The sequence below is a fragment of the Desulfurispirillum indicum S5 genome, assembly GCF_000177635.2.
GTDB classification, from domain to species: Bacteria; Chrysiogenota; Chrysiogenetes; order Chrysiogenales; family Chrysiogenaceae; genus Desulfurispirillum; species Desulfurispirillum indicum.
The window spans coordinates 2,715,479-2,730,622 of the sequence record NC_014836.1 but is presented as its reverse complement, the minus strand read 5'-3'; the positions used below and the strand labels follow the sequence as shown (position 1 = coordinate 2,730,622).

Here is a 15,144-nt window from a genome sequence, read left to right as displayed (position 1 = left end):
ACGATGAAGGCTATTGTTCTTGCCGGGGGCTCCGGTACACGTATGTATCCTATAACCAAAGGAGTTTCCAAGCAGCTGATCCCGGTTTACGACAAACCGATGATTTACTATCCCCTTTCGGTGCTGATGCTTTCCGGGCTCCGTGAAGTTCTTATTATTACAACGCCCCAGGATCAGGCCACTTTTCAGAATGTGCTCGGGGATGGAACGGAACTTGGCATGCGCTTCAGCTATGCCGTCCAGCCAAGCCCCGATGGATTGGCTCAGGCATTTCTCATTGGTGAGGAGTTTATCGGAGGCTCCGATGTGTGTCTGGTGCTTGGGGATAATCTTTTTTATGGACATGGTTTATCTGAGGTGCTGCGCAGAAGCGTGAGAATAGTCGAACAGGAGCGCAGATCAGTGATATTTGGCTATCAGGTGAGTAATCCCCAGCGCTATGGAGTGGTGGAGTTTGACCGGAATCTGGACGCCGTAAGCATTGAAGAAAAGCCGGAGTTTCCTAAAAGTCATTATGCTGTTGTAGGTCTTTACTACTACACCAATGATGTGGTGCAGGTTGCCAGGCGGATTCAGCCCTCTGAACGAGGAGAACTTGAGATAACAGCCATCAACGAGTACTACCTGAAGCAGGGTCGCTTGAAGGTTGAGCTTATGGGGCGTGGCTATGCCTGGCTGGACACTGGAACCCATGAGAGTCTTCTTGAGGCGGGAAATTTCATTGAGGTCATTGAAAAGCGGCAGGGCCTGAAGGTAGCGTGTCTTGAGGAGATAGCCTATGAGATGGGCTACATTGACAGACAGCAGTTAGTGCATTTGGCAAAGCCTCTTGAAAAGAACCAGTATGGTCAGTATCTGTTACGGATTGCTGAGCGGGAAAGGTTGAAGGGATGAAGATTACGCCCACACAGATAGCTGACGTCCTGCTGCTTGAACCCAGAGTATTGGAAGATAGTCGCGGGTATTTCATGGAAACATTCCGCCTTGATGCCCTGCATGCGGCTCTTGGCTTTCAGGTAGGATTTGTGCAGGACAATGAGTCGTGTTCGCGCTGTGGAGTACTACGAGGACTGCACTATCAGCTGCCGCCGTTTGCTCAAAGCAAGCTGGTGCGTGTCGTGGCTGGCTGTGTGCTTGATGTCGCTGTCGATATTCGCCGGGAAAGCCCTACCTTTGGAGCCTGCGTGAGCACGGAGCTTTCTGCGGAGAATAAACGTCAGATCTTTATTCCGCGTGGCTTTGCCCACGGTTTTGTGGTGCTCTCTGAAGTCGCAGTTGTCCAGTATAAAGTCGATAATTATTACTCCAGCAAAAGTGATCGCGGAATAGTCTATAATGATCCACATCTTGGCATTGACTGGAGGCTTCCGGCAGATCAGCTGCTTTTGTCTGATAAGGACTCGCATCAGCCATCCCTGAAAGAGGCTGAACTCTTTCCTGCTGAAAATTTGTATGAGTAAGATTCTTGTCACCGGTGGCCATGGTCAGCTTGGTGGGGAACTCAGCGAACGCCTGGGGCCAGCGTGTATCTCTGCGGGTCGGGAGGTCCTTGATGTTACGGCCTATGGTGATGTCGAGCGATTTTGCCGGACTTATCCCATTGCCGGTATTGTGAATTGTGCTGCATATACCGCTGTTGATGCGGCTGAAAGTGAGTGTGAAAACGCTTTTCGGATTAACGAAAAAGGCGCGGCGCATCTTGCTCGCATATCAGGCGACTTGGGGATTCCTTTTATTCATATCTCTACGGATTTTGTATTTGACGGCACCAAGACGGTTCCTTATGTGGAAGGTGACGTGCCAAACCCCTTGGGAGTGTATGGAGCCAGTAAGCTTGCTGGTGAGGAGGCGGTCATGTCGGCAAATGATCGTAGTACTATTGTTCGTACCAGCTGGTTGTACTCATCTCGAGGAAAGAACTTCGTGAAAACCATTCTCCAACACGCTAGCCGCAGCGGGCAGCTGCGGGTGGTCGATGATCAGGTGGGAAGCCCTACTTATGCAGGTGATCTGGCAGATATGCTGGTTCGTATGCTCTCATGTTCTTCAGTGGGGGGCGGGCGGGTATTCCACTTTGCCAACGAAGGTGTCTGCAGTTGGTATGATTTTGCCTGTGCCATAACCGCCATGGCGGGTATCAAGTGTGATATTGAGCCCATTGAAACAAGTGAATACCCACTTCCAGCAAAGCGCCCCCACTATAGTGTTTTGAACAAAAGAAAAATCAAGACGGAATTCGGTGTTACCATCCCCTATTGGCGCAATTCGCTTGAACGTTGTATAAGCAGGTTGAAGGTGGGCTGTGACTGAAGGGTTTCATAATACAGGCGACAGTATAAAGACTTTTCTGGTAACTGGTGGAGCAGGGTTTATTGGCTCAGCGGTGATACGGTACTTGATTCAGCACACGGCTCATCGCGTTGTCAATGTTGACAAACTGACTTATGCGGGGAATCTGGACTCTTTGGTGTCGGTGAGCTTCAGTGACCGGTACTCATTTGAGAAGGCCGACATTGCTGATGCCAAGGCGATAAAGGACATTTTCAGTCGTTATCAACCGGATATCGTGTTGCATCTGGCCGCAGAATCCCATGTTGATCGTTCCATTGATTCTCCCGGCGAGTTTATGCAAACTAACATTATTGGAACCTATGTGCTGCTGGAGCAGGCGAGAGCTTACTGGCAGGCAATGGAGCCGTCACGAAGTGCAGGTTTTCGCTTTCATCATGTGTCTACGGATGAGGTATATGGCGACCTGCCTCACCCGGATGATGACGCTGGTAATGGCGAAACACTTCCTGCCAGCCCCGATTCTCCATCACCCACTCTCCAGACTCGGTTCACGGAATCGACTCCCTATCAGCCCAGCAGTCCGTATTCTGCCAGCAAAGCTGGTTCTGACCATCTCGTCAGAGCATGGCACAGGACTTTTGGCTTGCCTGTGCTGGTGACAAATTGCTCTAATAATTATGGCCCTTGCCAGTTTCCAGAAAAATTGATTCCTCTGATGATTCTGAACGCACTGGCTGGGAGGCCCTTGCCGGTATATGGAAAGGGCAACCAGATTCGCGACTGGTTGTATGTCGAGGATCACGCACGGGCGCTGATTCTGGTGGCGACCACTGGGAAAATTGGCGAAACCTATAACATCGGTGGTAATGAAGAGAAACGCAACATCGATGTTGTGGAGACCATCTGCAGGGTTCTGGATGAGTTGTGCCCCATTAATGATGGAGCACAGAGGGAAAGTCAATGTGATATAAGGCGATATGCGGATCTGATACGCCATGTGCCCGATCGGCCGGGACATGATATGCGCTATGCGATAGATGCTGGAAAAATTCAAAATGAGCTTGGCTGGTGGCCAGAAGAGACGTTTGAATCAGGAATTCGTAAAACCGTATGCTGGTATCTTGAGAACAGAAAGTGGTGGCAGCGTGTCCTTAATGGTCACTATCCTGGACATCCCGCTGGTTGAAGGGTTCCTGAAGAATAACAAAGCCCCCGCTTCCTGGGAAGCGGGGGCTTTTTCTGTGGTGGGTCTGCCTGATGCAGGTTTACACCAGGGAGACGATGTCCTGGGGCAGTTCGTCGAACTGCAGGTAGTTGTACACGTCTGCGGCGTGGGGGGCGACGCGCTGGCGGTAGATGTCCAGGTACTCCTGGGGAGTGGGGATTTTACCGGTCAGGGCGATCACGGCGGCAACTTCGGCGGAGCCGAGGAAGACCTGGGCGCCGTCACCGAGGCGGTTGTCGAAGTTACGGGTGGAGGTGGAGAACACGGTCACCTTGTCGGGGACGCGGGCCTGGTTGCCCATGCACAGGGAGCAGCCTGGCTGCTCGATGCGGGCTCCGATGGCGCTGAACTTGGCGAAGGTGGCTTCGGCCATGAGCTTCTTGTAGTCCATGCGGGTGGGAGGGGTCAGCCAGGTGCGCACTCCGGGGTTGAATTTCTCGCCCTCAAAGATTTTGGCGGCGGCGCGGAAGTGGCCGATGTTGGTCATGCAGGAGCCGATGAAGACGTCGTCCACTTTGGTGCCGGCAACTTCCGAGAGGAGTTTCACGTCGTCGGGGTCGTTGGGGCAGGCCACGATGGGCTCGGTCATTTCGTCCAGGTTGATTTCGATGATTTCGGCGTATTCGGCGTTGGAGTCGGCTTCGATGAGTCTGGGGTTCTTCAGCCACTCTTTGACGTCGGCGATGCGCTTCTCAAGGGTCTTGGCATCCTGGTAGCCGTCTTTGATCATCTGCTCCATGAGGGCGATGTTGGACTTGAGGTAGGCCACAACGCTTGCTTCGGAGAGCTTGATGCAGCCAGCGGCGGCGGAGCGCTCGGCGGCGGCGTCGGTCAGTTCGAAGGCCTGTTCTACGCTCAGCTCAGGCAGGCCTTCCATTTCCAGGATGCGGCCGTTGAAGCAGTTGATCTTGCCGGCTTTGGGTACGGTCAGCAGGCCTTGCTTGATGGCGTAGTAGGGGATGGCGTTGACCACGTCGCGCAGGGTGATGCCTTCGCGCAGTTTGCCTTTGAAGCGCACCAGTACGGACTCGGGCATATCCAGGGGCATGAAGCCCAGGGCACCGGCGAAGGCGATGAGGCCGGAACCGGCGGGGAAGGAGATGCCGATGGGGAAGCGGGTGTGGGAGTCACCGCCGGTTCCCACGGTGTCGGGGATGAGCAGGCGGTTGAGCCAGGAGTGGATAACTCCGTCGGAGGGGCGCAGGGCTACGCCGCCGCGCTCGGCCACGAAGTTTGGCAGGTTCTTGTGCATGGACACGTCAGCTGGCTTGGGGTAAGCGGAGGTGTGGCAGAAGGACTGCATGTACATGTCGGCCTGGAATTTGAGGCAGGCCAGTTCCTTCAGCTCGTCGGCGGTCATCATGCCGGTGGTGTCCTGGGAGCCGACGGTGGTCATTTTGGGTTCGCAGGCGGTTCCGGGCAGTACGCCGGGCAGGCCGCAGGCTTTGCCAACGATTTTCTGAGCCTGGGTATAGCCCTGGCCAGCTTTGGGTTGGGGGTTATCGGGCTGGATGAACAGGTCGCTTTCGCCCTGGCCCAGCAGCTTGCGGGCACTGTTGGTGAGGGAGCGGCCAATGATCAGGGGTACGCGGCCACCGGCGCGGTATTCGTCTTTCAGGGTGCCGGGGTTGACCTTGAAGGTGCTCAGGGTTTCGCCGGCTTCGTTCTTGATGGTGCCTTCAACGGTATTGATGGTAACCACATCACCCATTTTCAGTTTGGAAACGTCGCAGCGCAGGGGCAGGGCGCCGGAATCCTGGGCGGTGTTGAAGAAGATAGGCGCGATGGCGTTGCCGATGATAACGCCGCCGCGGCGCTTGTTGGGGACGAAGGGGATGTCTTCGCCGATGTGCCACAGCAGGGAGTTACAGGCGGATTTACGGGAAGAGCCGGTGCCCACGACGTCGCCCACGAAGGCCACGCTGAAGCCTTCAGCGCGCATCTTGGCGATTTGCTCCAGGCCGCCGGGGAAGCGCTTGTTCCCCATGCACAGGGCGTGCAGGGGGATGTCGGGGCGGCTCCAGGCTTCGGAAGCGGGGGAGAAATCGTCGGTGTTGATTTCGCCGTCCACGCGGAAGATTTTCACTTTGATTTCGGCGGGGAAGTCAGGTTTGCGGGTGAACCACTCGGCGTTGGCCCAGGACTCCATCACGCTCTTGGCAGCGGGGTTGGAGGCGGCCAGCTTGTTGATGCTTTCCAGCTTGTCAAAGATAAGCACGAGGCCTTTGAGGGCTTCGGCGGCTTCATTGGCCAGGCTGCTGTCCTGGAGCAGGTCAACCAGGTACTGGAGGTTATAGCCACCCAGCATGGTGCCCAGCATTTTCACGGCGTCCTGTTTGGATATGACGGGAGAGCTGGCCTGTCCTTTGGCGATTTTGGCCAGGAAATCGGCTTTTACTTCGGCAGCAGGGTCAACACCGGGGGAAACGCGATCGCGCAGGAGCGCCAGCAGGAATTCTTCTTTGCCCGCAGGCGGGTTCTGCAGCATTTCACAGACACTGGCGGTCTGCTCGGGAGTCAGCGGTTTGGGAGGAATGCCCTGGGCACTGCGTTCCTTTTCGTGTTGGAGGTAGGCTTCAATCATTGACAATCTCCTGTGAAGGTTTTACGTGAATCTTGAAAATAAAATACGATTTCATTTTAGCAGAACATTGTATACAATTGAAAGTGGTTTTTTGGGTGCTGTTTTGGTGAAAATATGCACATTCAGGGGCGTTACTGCTCACGGTTTGTGGCGCCCCGAGAGCGCAGCGAAGGGGGAAGAGGCCGACGCAGATGAACGAGAACAGGCGAGCGGAAGGGTCTTTTCGCCCGTTTGTCCCCTTTGCAGGCTGCTGAAAAACCCCCATCTGCGGTGTTACCCGCTGTCGCTCGTCGCTGCAACGTACAGGGAGTACGCTTCACTCCTTGCTTTGCGGGCGCCTTGCACCTGTGGTTTTTTCAATTGCCTGCTTGTTGTGAGGTATTTCAGCAAGCTGTTTGAGGATGTGCGGGCTTGACAGGGATGGCAATTCCGATTACTTCATGGTCTTATGATACGTCAGCAACTGGAACAACGGGAAAAATCCATACTGCATCCCCGGGCGACTCTCAGTTCCGAGAGTCTCGGCAGGGTGCGCCCCATAGAAGAATGCTCCTACCGCACGGTTTTCCAGCGCGACCGCGACCGCATTCTCCACAGCAAGGCGTTTCGGCGTCTCAAGCACAAGACTCAGGTCTTCATGGCTCCCTCCAACGACCACTACCGTACCCGCCTGACCCATACGCTGGAGGTTTCCCAGATCGCCCGTACCATCACCCGTGCGCTGGGGCTCAACGAAGATCTGACCGAGGCCATTGCCCTGGGGCACGATCTTGGCCATACGCCCATGGGCCATGCTGGTGAGCGGGTGCTGGCGGATATCATGGAAGAGGGCTTTCACCACGCGCATCAGAGTCTGCGGGTGGTGGATCTGCTGGAAAACCATGGAGCGGGCCTGAATCTGACCCGCGAGGTGCGTGATGGCATTCTGCTGCACTCCAAGGGCAAGGGAAAGCTGCGTCAGGCTCATCTGCCCATGACCCTGGAGGGTCAGGTGGTGCGCATTTCCGACGCTGTTGCCTATATCAACCACGATATCGATGATGCTCTGCGGGCGGAGCTGCTCCATGAGGATGATCTTCCCCGTCAGACGCTGATGGTTCTGGGGCGCACCCACTCCCAGCGTATTCAGCGCATGGTGGAGGATATTATTTTCACCACCATGCAAAGTGATTATGCCGCTATCCTCATGAGCGACGAGGTGAATGAGGCCACGGAGGAGCTGAAAACCTTTATGTACAATGCGGTTTATCCGCATCCAAGCATTCAGGTTGAATTCGAAAAGGCTTACAAGATAATAAAAGAACTTTACGAATACTATCAAAACCATATAAACTCCATTGAGTACAGCGTGACAGACGCTTCGCCGCAGCGTCAGGTGTGTGATTATCTGGCCGGCATGACTGACCGTTACTTATTGGACCAATACCACAAAATCTTTCTACCAAAACCCTGGGGAATGTAGATGCGCCCGATAGTTGTTGCTGATCAAAGTCCGAGTCTGCGCAAGCTCTTCGAGCTGACCTTTAGCGAAGAATATGAAGTGCTCTTTGCCGACAACGCCAAAGGGCTTTCCGAGACCGTTGAAGAAAAGGACCCTGGCATTGTCTTTCTGGACGCGGATTTTGTTGCCGACCAGGATGAACTGCAGGCTCTGATTCAAAGTATCAGCACCGTCCCCGTGGTTCTTCTGCGCGGAGAGTTCAGTGAAGTGGAGAGCCTTGAAGGCATCAGCCGCGAAATCAAGAAGCCCTTTGATCCCGACGAACTTATCCAGTGCTACGATGAGCTGGTGACTTCGGCCGCGGGCGCATCAAGTGATTTTGACGACCTGTTCAGCAGCATTGGAACAAACTCCCTGGATGAAGAGGTTTCCAAGGAGATCAACGACCTTTTCCGTCCGGACAGCGCTGAGGCGTCTGGAGACCTGGATATTGAAAATCTGGATATGGAGATAGATTCCGAAACCGCCCATGAGCTGGAGGGTCTGCTGGAAAGCCAGGATGGCTCGCTGGATGAACTGCTGGGTGAAGAGGCTTTGGAAACGGAAGATGATGAGGTTTCGGAAAAGTCCAACAATTTTGGCGCGGATCAGGAGATCTCCATGGACGATATCGACCTGGAGAATCTGGACGATGTGCTTGATTCCATGGGCGATGTCGCGGTGGCTTTGCCTGAGGAAGGCGGAACCGATCCCCTGGACGACGCCTTCGCCGATATGGATGACCTGAGTGCTGACGCAACGCTGGATGCGCTGAAGGACGCTCAGGACAGTGATGACGAAAATCCCTATCTGAATGTGGAAGAGCCCGAGGAGATCAGGCCTGAGCCCGCTGCGGCCCGTGGCTCTGGTGATCATCACGTGCGCCTGACAGATCTGCAGCTGACCATTCCCGAATCCTTCACTCCCAAGGTGTATTTCCCCGAGCCTAAGGGCGACTTCAGCGAGCTGCGCTTTGTGGTCGATCGCAGCTACATCGAGGACTTTCTGCGTCATAACCTGCGTGAACACCTGCGCGAGCTCCTCAGCGAACAGATCCAGGACATGCTGCCTGAAATCGCCCGCCAGGTGGTGGAGGAAGAGCTGGAGCGCCTGAAGCAGATTAAAATCGACGACATCTGACAGGCTGCTGAAAAACCCTCACCTGCGGCGTCGTTCGTCATTGCAACGTCCGGGGAGTATGTCTCATTCCTCGCTTCGCGAGCGCCTTGCACCTGAGCATTTTTCAATTGCCTGCGTCGTTTGAGGTCTTTCTGCAAACTGCTAACTCAAGTTTCGCACCCCCGAAACAGCTGGGTGTCGGTATGGATTCCGATGCCACGCTGGAAGGGGACATTTGGTTTTGCATAAACTGCTTTGCTTAACGCACAAAACCCTTTTTCTCTTTTTTTCTTTGCCACTTTTTTCCCGCAAAAAGTGGCCGGGAAGCGGCCCCCAGTGCTGTCCTTTTCAGCCGTCCGCTTGTCTGGAACTGGGGACCGCAAACAACCGCCTTCCGTGGCTTTTGGTTTGCGGTTGCCGCCCTCGTGGCGTCAACCCTGCGGGTCCATAGCGTTCCAGTCGGCGCGTCCTGGCTGGGAAAGTACACGGGGGAAAGGCAGAAGCAGGCTGCCCCCCCTGAGCCCGTCCGGTGAGTGCGATGCCTGGCTGGCAAGACCCGAACGGGACACTCACAGGAAGTGAGTGGTCCGGCAGCACTGCAGGGAGGCAGGGGTCAGGCAACGCAAAGAGGCCCAGGTGCAAGGCGCGGGCAAAGGGAGGAGGGAGGCGTACTCCCTGTACGTCGCAGTGACGAGCGATGCCCGGCAACGCAGCAGATGGGCCTCTTTGAGCAGCCTGCTGCCGGATCTCCAGAACAGGCGAGCCAATGATCCGGAAAAACGGGCGTTCGGGGGGCGCGTTTTTGTGTCCTTTTTGCGCGGTCAAAAAGGACAATATCCGGAGACGAAAAGTGGAATGCCAGATAAGTCAAGCATTCAAAATTAATACGGTCTCAATGCGATAAACGTCATAATAATAACACCTTAACCCGAGATAACAAGGTGCGAAAGTTGAGTGCTAAGTGTTTCCTGGAAACCTCCATCTGCGGCGTTGTCCGCTATCACCCGTCGCAGCAGCGTACGGGGAGTGCGCTTTATTCCACGCTCTGCGGGTGCCTTGCACCTGGACATTTTTTATGAAACGGCAGGATCGGCAATATCCGCCCACCTGCCGCATCGCTATAATTCCAAACAAAACAGAAGGGTATCTCTATCCATGAGCAACGACAACACTTCCAAGACGATTACCTATAAAGATGCCGGTGTCGATGTTGACGCCGGCAATGCTTTTGTCCGCAACATCGCCTCCATGGTCAAATCCACCTTTACTCCCGGTGTCATGGATAATTTCGGCAGCTTTGGTTCCCTGTTCCGCCTGGATATCCAGAAGTATCGCAAGCCGTGCCTGGTTTCCGGCACCGATGGCGTGGGCACCAAGCTGCAGGTGGCCATCATGATGGATCAGCACGACACGGTGGGCATCGACCTGGTGGCCATGTGCGTCAACGATATTCTGGTGCAGGGTGCCGAGCCCCTGTTTTTCCTGGATTATCTGGCCTGTGGCAAACTCTCTTCCATAAAAAACACCGATATCATTGCCGGTATTGCCGAGGGCTGCCGGCAGTCCCGCGCGGCCCTGATCGGTGGCGAGACAGCAGAGATGCCCGGTTTCTACCCCGATGGCAAATATGATCTGGCTGGTTTCGTGGTGGGCGTGGTGGATGAGGATCGCGTTATTGATGGCTCCGGTATTCGCACCGGTGATGCCATCATCGCCCTGCCCTCCAGCGGCATCCACTCCAACGGCTACAGTCTGGTGCGGCGCCTCTTTTTCGAGGTGCACAACAAGCCCCTGGACTGGCATCCGGCTGAGTTGGCAAAACCCCTGGGGCAGACGCTTCTGGAGCCTACCCGCATCTATGTCTCCACTGTCATGGGCCTGCTGGAGCAGGTCAGTGTTCAGGGTATGGTGCACGTGACCGGTGGTGGTCTGACTGAAAATATTCCCCGCATCCTGCCGGCTGGTCTTGATGCCCTGCTGCAGCGGGATGCCATTCCGACCCAACCCATATTCAAGCTTCTTCAGGAGATGGGGAACCTGCCCTTCGAGGAGATGGCCCGCACCTTCAATCTGGGCTGTGGTTTCCTGATTGTGGTTCGTGAAGCCGAAGCAGCGGCTGCCATGGATCGCCTTCACGCCATGGGTGAGTCTCCGGTTGTCATTGGCCGCATCGTGGATGGGAACCAGCAGGTGCGCTATGAGTAAGAAGCTGGCGGTCATGCTCTCCGGGCGTGGCTCCAACTTTGTGGCCATTGCCGAAACGATTGCCAGCGGTGCCCTCCAGGGGTGCCATATTGATGTGGTGCTTTCCGACAAGCCCGATGCCCCTGGGCTGGAAGAGGCCCGCCGGCGGGGCATCGACACCATGGTCTGCGCCCGCAGGCAGTACGCCAGCAAGCAGGAGTGGGAGCAGGCCATGATCGATGGTCTGCAGGCCCGCAACGTGGACTTCATTATTCTGGCCGGATTCATGCGCATTCTGGGAGAAGGCTTTATCAATGCTTTTCCCCGGCGCATTCTCAATATCCACCCTTCCCTGCTGCCTTCCTTCATCGGGCTGGATGCCCAGCAGCAGGCCCTTGACTACGGTGTGCGCTATTCGGGTTGCACGGTTCACTTTGTGACCAACGACCTGGATGCGGGGCCGATTATCGTGCAGAAGGTTGTGCCCGTGCTGCCTGCCGATGATGCTGCCGCTCTCTCCCGTCGTATTCTGGAGCAGGAGCATGTGGCCTACAGCGAAGCCATTGCCCTGGTGGTTGCGGGGAAGTATGAAATTCAGGGCCGCCGGGTGTTGCTGAAATGAAGGCGTGGCAGCGTGTCCTGACCGGGGTGCTGCTGAGCGTCCTGCTGGTGTGTACTGCCGCCGCGCGCAATGGTGCCGAGATACGCACTCTGGAAAATGGTATCACCATGGTGATGCTGCGTGACGCAAACCTGCCGCTGGTCTCCATGGGCTTCTACCAGCCCGGTGGCGTCGTGGCCCAATCCGAAGACAACTCCCTGGCTTCCATAACCTACGCCCTGCTCAGTGAGGGCACCCGCACTTACTCCCGGCAGCAGCTGCACTCCATTGAGGAGAACGGTGGCTCCATCGGTGCCCAGAGCTATAATCGCCTGGGAGCTCTCAGCGCTACGGTTCACCGTGATGACGCGGCGACCACCCTCTCCTTCCTCGTCTCCATGCAGCGCGAACCACTGCTGCCGCCGGAGCGCTTTGAAGTTATCCGCAACCAGACCATGGCGGCCATTGCCAACCGGCAGGCCATCGCCCACCGTCACGGCGCCTGGCTTTTTCGCCGCGAACTCTTTGCCGGTACCCCCATGGCTTTCACGGCCACCGGCGATGCTGAAGCCACCGCAAACCTGAGTATTGACGAGGTTCGCGACTACCACCGCCGGGTTATCGCCCGCTCTGGTGGTGCGTACTTCCTGCTGGCCGGCGACCTTGATCAGCCGTTGATTGAATTGGTCGTCAGTCAGCTCAGCGCCCTGCCCGCCGATGATGAGACTGCCCTGAAGGCATTTGTGCACTTCGATACGGCCTCGCCCCTGCAGCGCTGGCACGACGCGCCCGGTCAGCAGGCCCACATCTTCCTGCGCTATGGGGCCCCCGGAGCTGATGACCCCTGCTTTCCTCCCCTGCAGGTGGGAACCGCCATACTGGGTGGTGGCATGGGAAGCCGTATGTTCAGCCAGCTGCGGGAGAGAGAAGGGTTGGCCTATTCGGTGAATGCCAGCTTGGGGACCACCATGGTCAACGCTTCCATCGATGCCTATATGGGTACGGCGCGCCACAACGCGGCCTATGCGCTGGATGCCATGCAGCGCCACTTTCGTCAGCTTCGCGACGAGCTGGTCAGCGAGAGCGAGCTGCAGCGGGCTCAGAATTACCTGGTGGGAAATCATGCCCTCAGCCGTGAAACCATCGGCGATCAGGGATTTTCGGCACTGCTGAATATTGCCATGGGGCTGGGTGCCGAGCACGATGCCAGCTATCCTGAGCGTATCTTTGCCGTCACGGCCCAGCAGATACAGCAATGCGCCCAGCAGTGGCTGGACGCAGAACCAGATTTCCTTGTCTATGGGGCGGATCAGCCCAGGTGATTTTTCAGCTCTTGGCTTGGGCCTGAGGCGTTAAATGCCAGTCGGTTGCCGCGCGTAAGTACTTCACTTTCCCTGCTTCCCTGCAGTGCTGCCGGGGCACTCACTTCCTGTGAGTGCCCCGTTCGGGTCTTGCCAGCCAGGCGTCGCACTCACCGGACGGGCTCAGGGGGGAGCTGACTGCTTCTGCCTTGCCACGAGGGCGGCAACCGTAAACAAATCGCCACGATGGGTGGGTCCCCAGTTCCAGGCAAGAGGTTTGCTGAAAAGGGCAGCATGGGGGGCGTTTTGCGGCCTTGCTCAGAAGCGCATTCTCAGGCCGATATGAAACCCGTCTTCCGCTTCTTCCATGGAGCCACCGTCGTACTTGACCTGCAGGTTGCGATAGCCCAGGTACACATCAGCGTTGACCAGCACTTCGTAGAAGACTCGCGCGCCAGTTTCAAACATGCGTTCCGCTTTGCCAAAGGAGGTTACCTTGGGGGCCATGTACCCATAGGCCTCCACGCCTGCCAGGGGCGCGAAGGGGAAGTTCTGGCGCACGGCGCCGCCCAGGGCGATGGAGACGGCTTTTTCTCCCAGGGCGTCGATGGCATAGGCCTTGCCGCCGATGGCGACGCTGGTGTTTTCCGCCAGGCGCTCGGCGATGAACATGCCGATCATGCCGGCGTGCACGTCATCTCCATCGCTTTCGGAGTAGTACAGGTATCCGAAGCTCATGTGCAGGTTGCTTTCATAGAACGGCATGTAACTGTATTCCAGGAACAGGGTTTCGTCGTTGATGTTGATGTCCAGCCAGTCGGCCAGAGCGGGTACGCTGAACAGGCAGAGCAGCGCCACGCTGCAGATGCCGCGCTTGATTCGTGCCATTGGGCTCATTGCATTCTCCTATACTTTCAGTTCCACTGATACCCCGAGGACGTGGGCATAGTGTTTGAGGATGGGCTGGATTTCGTCGCGTATGAATTCTTCGGTCTGCTGGGGCGCGCGGCCCACATAGCGGGAAGGCTCCAGGGTCTGCTGCAGCTCCTGCAGGTTCAGGTCAAAGCGCGTGTCGTCGGCCAGGCGCTGCAGCAGGTCATTTTCCCCGCCCTCCATCTTGACTTGATTGCCGGCAGCGATGGAGTGCTGGCGGATGATTTCGTGAATTTCCTGGCGGTTGCCGCCCTTCTTGACGGCGGCCATCATGATGTTTTCGGTGGCAATAAAGGGCAGTTCGGCCATGAGGTGCTTGTGGATCATCCTGGGGTAGACCACCATGCCCGATGTGATGTTGATGAGTATATCCAGCAGGGAGTCGGTGGCCAGGAAGGCTTCGGGTGTTGCCAGACGTTTGTTGGCCGAGTCGTCCAGGGTGCGCTCGAACCACTGGACAGACTGGGTCTGCAGGGGATTCATCACGTTGCTCATGACGAAGCGTGCCAGGGCGCAGACTCGCTCGCTGCGCATGGGATTGCGTTTGTAGGCCATGGCCGATGAGCCGATCTGGTCTTTTTCGAAGGGCTCTTCCACTTCCTTGAGGTTGGCCAGCAGGCGCAGGTCGGTGGCCATCTTGTGGGCACTGCTGGACAGCTGCGCCAGGCTTCCCAGCACCAGGGCATCCTGTTTGCGGCTGTAGGTCTGACCGGTGATGGTGAGGACCTTATCAAAGCCCATGGCCTGGCTGACCATCTGGTCGAGTTGACGGATTTTTGCGTGGTCGCCGTTGAAGAGTTCCATGAATGACGCCTGGGTACCGGTGGTTCCCTTGACGCCGCGGAAGTGCAGCTGGTCGATGCGATGCTCGATTTCATGGAAGTCCAGCAGCAGATCCTGCAGCCACAGGGCCGCCCGCTTGCCGACGGTTGTCAGCTGGGCTGGCTGGAAGTGGGTGTATCCCAGGGTGGGCAGATCTTTATGTTTCAGGGCGAAGTCGGCCAGGTTCTGCATGAGATTGACCAGCTTGGCGCGCACCAGCTCCAGGGCTTCACGCATCTGGATCAGATCGGTGTTGTCTCCCACGTAGGCGCTGGTGGCTCCCAGATGGATGATGGGCATGGCTTCGGGCACCTGCTCGCCAAAGGTGTGCACATGGGCCATGACGTCGTGGCGCAGTTTCTTTTCAAATGCGGCGGCCTGCTCATAGTCGATATCGTGAATATGGGCTTCCATCTGGTCGATCTGCTCCTGGGTGATATCCAGGCCCAGTTCCCGCTGGCAGCGTGCCAGGGTTACCCACAGTTTTCGCCAGGTGGAGAATTTGAAATCATTGCTGAAGAGGTAGGACATTTCCTTGGAAGCATAGCGTTGGGAAAAAGGCGAAACATAGATATCGTTGCGCATGAAGAAAACCTCGAATGG

Annotated in this window: 12 protein-coding genes; 9 read left to right on the top strand and 3 right to left on the bottom strand. The window is 56.5% G+C overall.

Annotated features, from left to right (window positions below):
* Positions 1-3 precede the first annotated feature (3 nt).
* The 4 genes from rfbA to SELIN_RS12715 are packed head-to-tail and all read left to right on the top strand — an operon-like array spanning position 4 to position 3,478.
* Complete coding sequence (gene rfbA / locus SELIN_RS12730) at positions 4-894, top strand: glucose-1-phosphate thymidylyltransferase RfbA (protein ID WP_013507052.1); 891 nt, start codon at positions 4-6, stop codon at positions 892-894.
* On the top strand, positions 891-1,460 hold the full coding sequence (gene rfbC, locus SELIN_RS12725) for a dTDP-4-dehydrorhamnose 3,5-epimerase (RefSeq protein WP_013507051.1): 570 nt from the start codon (positions 891-893) through the stop codon (positions 1,458-1,460). The genes rfbA and rfbC overlap by 4 nt, the downstream gene beginning before the upstream one ends.
* Positions 1,453-2,310: a dTDP-4-dehydrorhamnose reductase gene (gene rfbD, locus SELIN_RS12720; RefSeq protein WP_013507050.1), complete on the top strand. Its 858-nt coding sequence runs from the start codon at positions 1,453-1,455 to the stop codon at positions 2,308-2,310. Before rfbC ends, rfbD begins: the two co-directional genes overlap by 8 nt.
* Complete coding sequence (locus tag SELIN_RS12715; RefSeq protein ID WP_013507049.1) at positions 2,303-3,478, top strand: dTDP-glucose 4,6-dehydratase; 1,176 nt, start codon at positions 2,303-2,305, stop codon at positions 3,476-3,478. The genes rfbD and SELIN_RS12715 overlap by 8 nt, the downstream gene beginning before the upstream one ends.
* A gap of 79 nt (positions 3,479-3,557) precedes the next feature.
* On the opposite strand, the gene SELIN_RS12710 is transcribed toward SELIN_RS12715, so the two are convergent.
* Positions 3,558-6,101: a bifunctional aconitate hydratase 2/2-methylisocitrate dehydratase gene (locus SELIN_RS12710; protein ID WP_013507048.1), complete on the bottom strand. Its 2,544-nt coding sequence runs from the start codon at positions 6,099-6,101 to the stop codon at positions 3,558-3,560.
* Between the two features lie 448 nt (positions 6,102-6,549).
* Between SELIN_RS12710 and SELIN_RS12705 the strand changes: the two genes are divergently transcribed.
* The 5 genes from SELIN_RS12705 (at position 6,550) to SELIN_RS12680 (ending at position 12,807) form a co-directional block, all read left to right on the top strand.
* Positions 6,550-7,563 carry a deoxyguanosinetriphosphate triphosphohydrolase gene (locus tag SELIN_RS12705; RefSeq protein WP_013507047.1) on the top strand — a complete coding sequence of 338 codons (1,014 nt, stop codon included), beginning with the start codon at positions 6,550-6,552 and terminating at the stop codon, positions 7,561-7,563.
* The gene (locus tag SELIN_RS12700; RefSeq protein WP_013507046.1) at positions 7,564-8,721 is read left to right on the top strand and encodes a DNA-binding transcriptional response regulator; all 1,158 of its coding nucleotides are present in this window, start codon (positions 7,564-7,566) and stop codon (positions 8,719-8,721) included.
* 1,134 nt (positions 8,722-9,855) lie between these two features.
* Positions 9,856-10,905, top strand: coding sequence for a phosphoribosylformylglycinamidine cyclo-ligase (gene purM / locus SELIN_RS12690; RefSeq protein WP_013507045.1), 1,050 nt, complete (start codon positions 9,856-9,858; stop codon positions 10,903-10,905).
* Positions 10,898-11,506 carry a phosphoribosylglycinamide formyltransferase gene (gene purN / locus SELIN_RS12685; RefSeq protein WP_013507044.1) on the top strand — a complete coding sequence of 203 codons (609 nt, stop codon included), beginning with the start codon at positions 10,898-10,900 and terminating at the stop codon, positions 11,504-11,506. The genes purM and purN overlap by 8 nt, the downstream gene beginning before the upstream one ends.
* Positions 11,503-12,807 carry a M16 family metallopeptidase gene (locus SELIN_RS12680; RefSeq protein WP_013507043.1) on the top strand — a complete coding sequence of 435 codons (1,305 nt, stop codon included), beginning with the start codon at positions 11,503-11,505 and terminating at the stop codon, positions 12,805-12,807. Before purN ends, SELIN_RS12680 begins: the two co-directional genes overlap by 4 nt.
* Before the next feature lie 297 nt (positions 12,808-13,104).
* Here SELIN_RS12680 and SELIN_RS14245 read toward each other — a convergent pair whose 3' ends face one another.
* Complete coding sequence (locus SELIN_RS14245) at positions 13,105-13,683, bottom strand: YfaZ family outer membrane protein (protein ID WP_013507042.1); 579 nt, start codon at positions 13,681-13,683, stop codon at positions 13,105-13,107.
* 9 nt (positions 13,684-13,692) lie between these two features.
* The gene (purB, locus tag SELIN_RS12670; protein ID WP_013507041.1) at positions 13,693-15,126 is read right to left on the bottom strand and encodes an adenylosuccinate lyase; all 1,434 of its coding nucleotides are present in this window, start codon (positions 15,124-15,126) and stop codon (positions 13,693-13,695) included.
* Positions 15,127-15,144 lie beyond the last annotated feature (18 nt).

Coding starts and splice junctions, on each gene's coding strand:
- rfbA (WP_013507052.1), top strand. CDS start 4: ATGAAGGCTATTGTTCTTGCCGGGGGCTCCGGTACACGTATGTATCCT.
- rfbC (WP_013507051.1), top strand. CDS start 891: ATGAAGATTACGCCCACACAGATAGCTGACGTCCTGCTGCTTGAACCC.
- rfbD (WP_013507050.1), top strand. CDS start 1,453: ATGAGTAAGATTCTTGTCACCGGTGGCCATGGTCAGCTTGGTGGGGAA.
- SELIN_RS12710 (WP_013507048.1), bottom strand. CDS start 6,101: ATGATTGAAGCCTACCTCCAACACGAAAAGGAACGCAGTGCCCAGGGC.
- SELIN_RS12705 (WP_013507047.1), top strand. CDS start 6,550: ATGATACGTCAGCAACTGGAACAACGGGAAAAATCCATACTGCATCCC.
- SELIN_RS12700 (WP_013507046.1), top strand. CDS start 7,564: ATGCGCCCGATAGTTGTTGCTGATCAAAGTCCGAGTCTGCGCAAGCTC.
- purM (WP_013507045.1), top strand. CDS start 9,856: ATGAGCAACGACAACACTTCCAAGACGATTACCTATAAAGATGCCGGT.
- purN (WP_013507044.1), top strand. CDS start 10,898: ATGAGTAAGAAGCTGGCGGTCATGCTCTCCGGGCGTGGCTCCAACTTT.
- SELIN_RS12680 (WP_013507043.1), top strand. CDS start 11,503: ATGAAGGCGTGGCAGCGTGTCCTGACCGGGGTGCTGCTGAGCGTCCTG.
- SELIN_RS14245 (WP_013507042.1), bottom strand. CDS start 13,683: ATGAGCCCAATGGCACGAATCAAGCGCGGCATCTGCAGCGTGGCGCTG.
- purB (WP_013507041.1), bottom strand. CDS start 15,126: ATGCGCAACGATATCTATGTTTCGCCTTTTTCCCAACGCTATGCTTCC.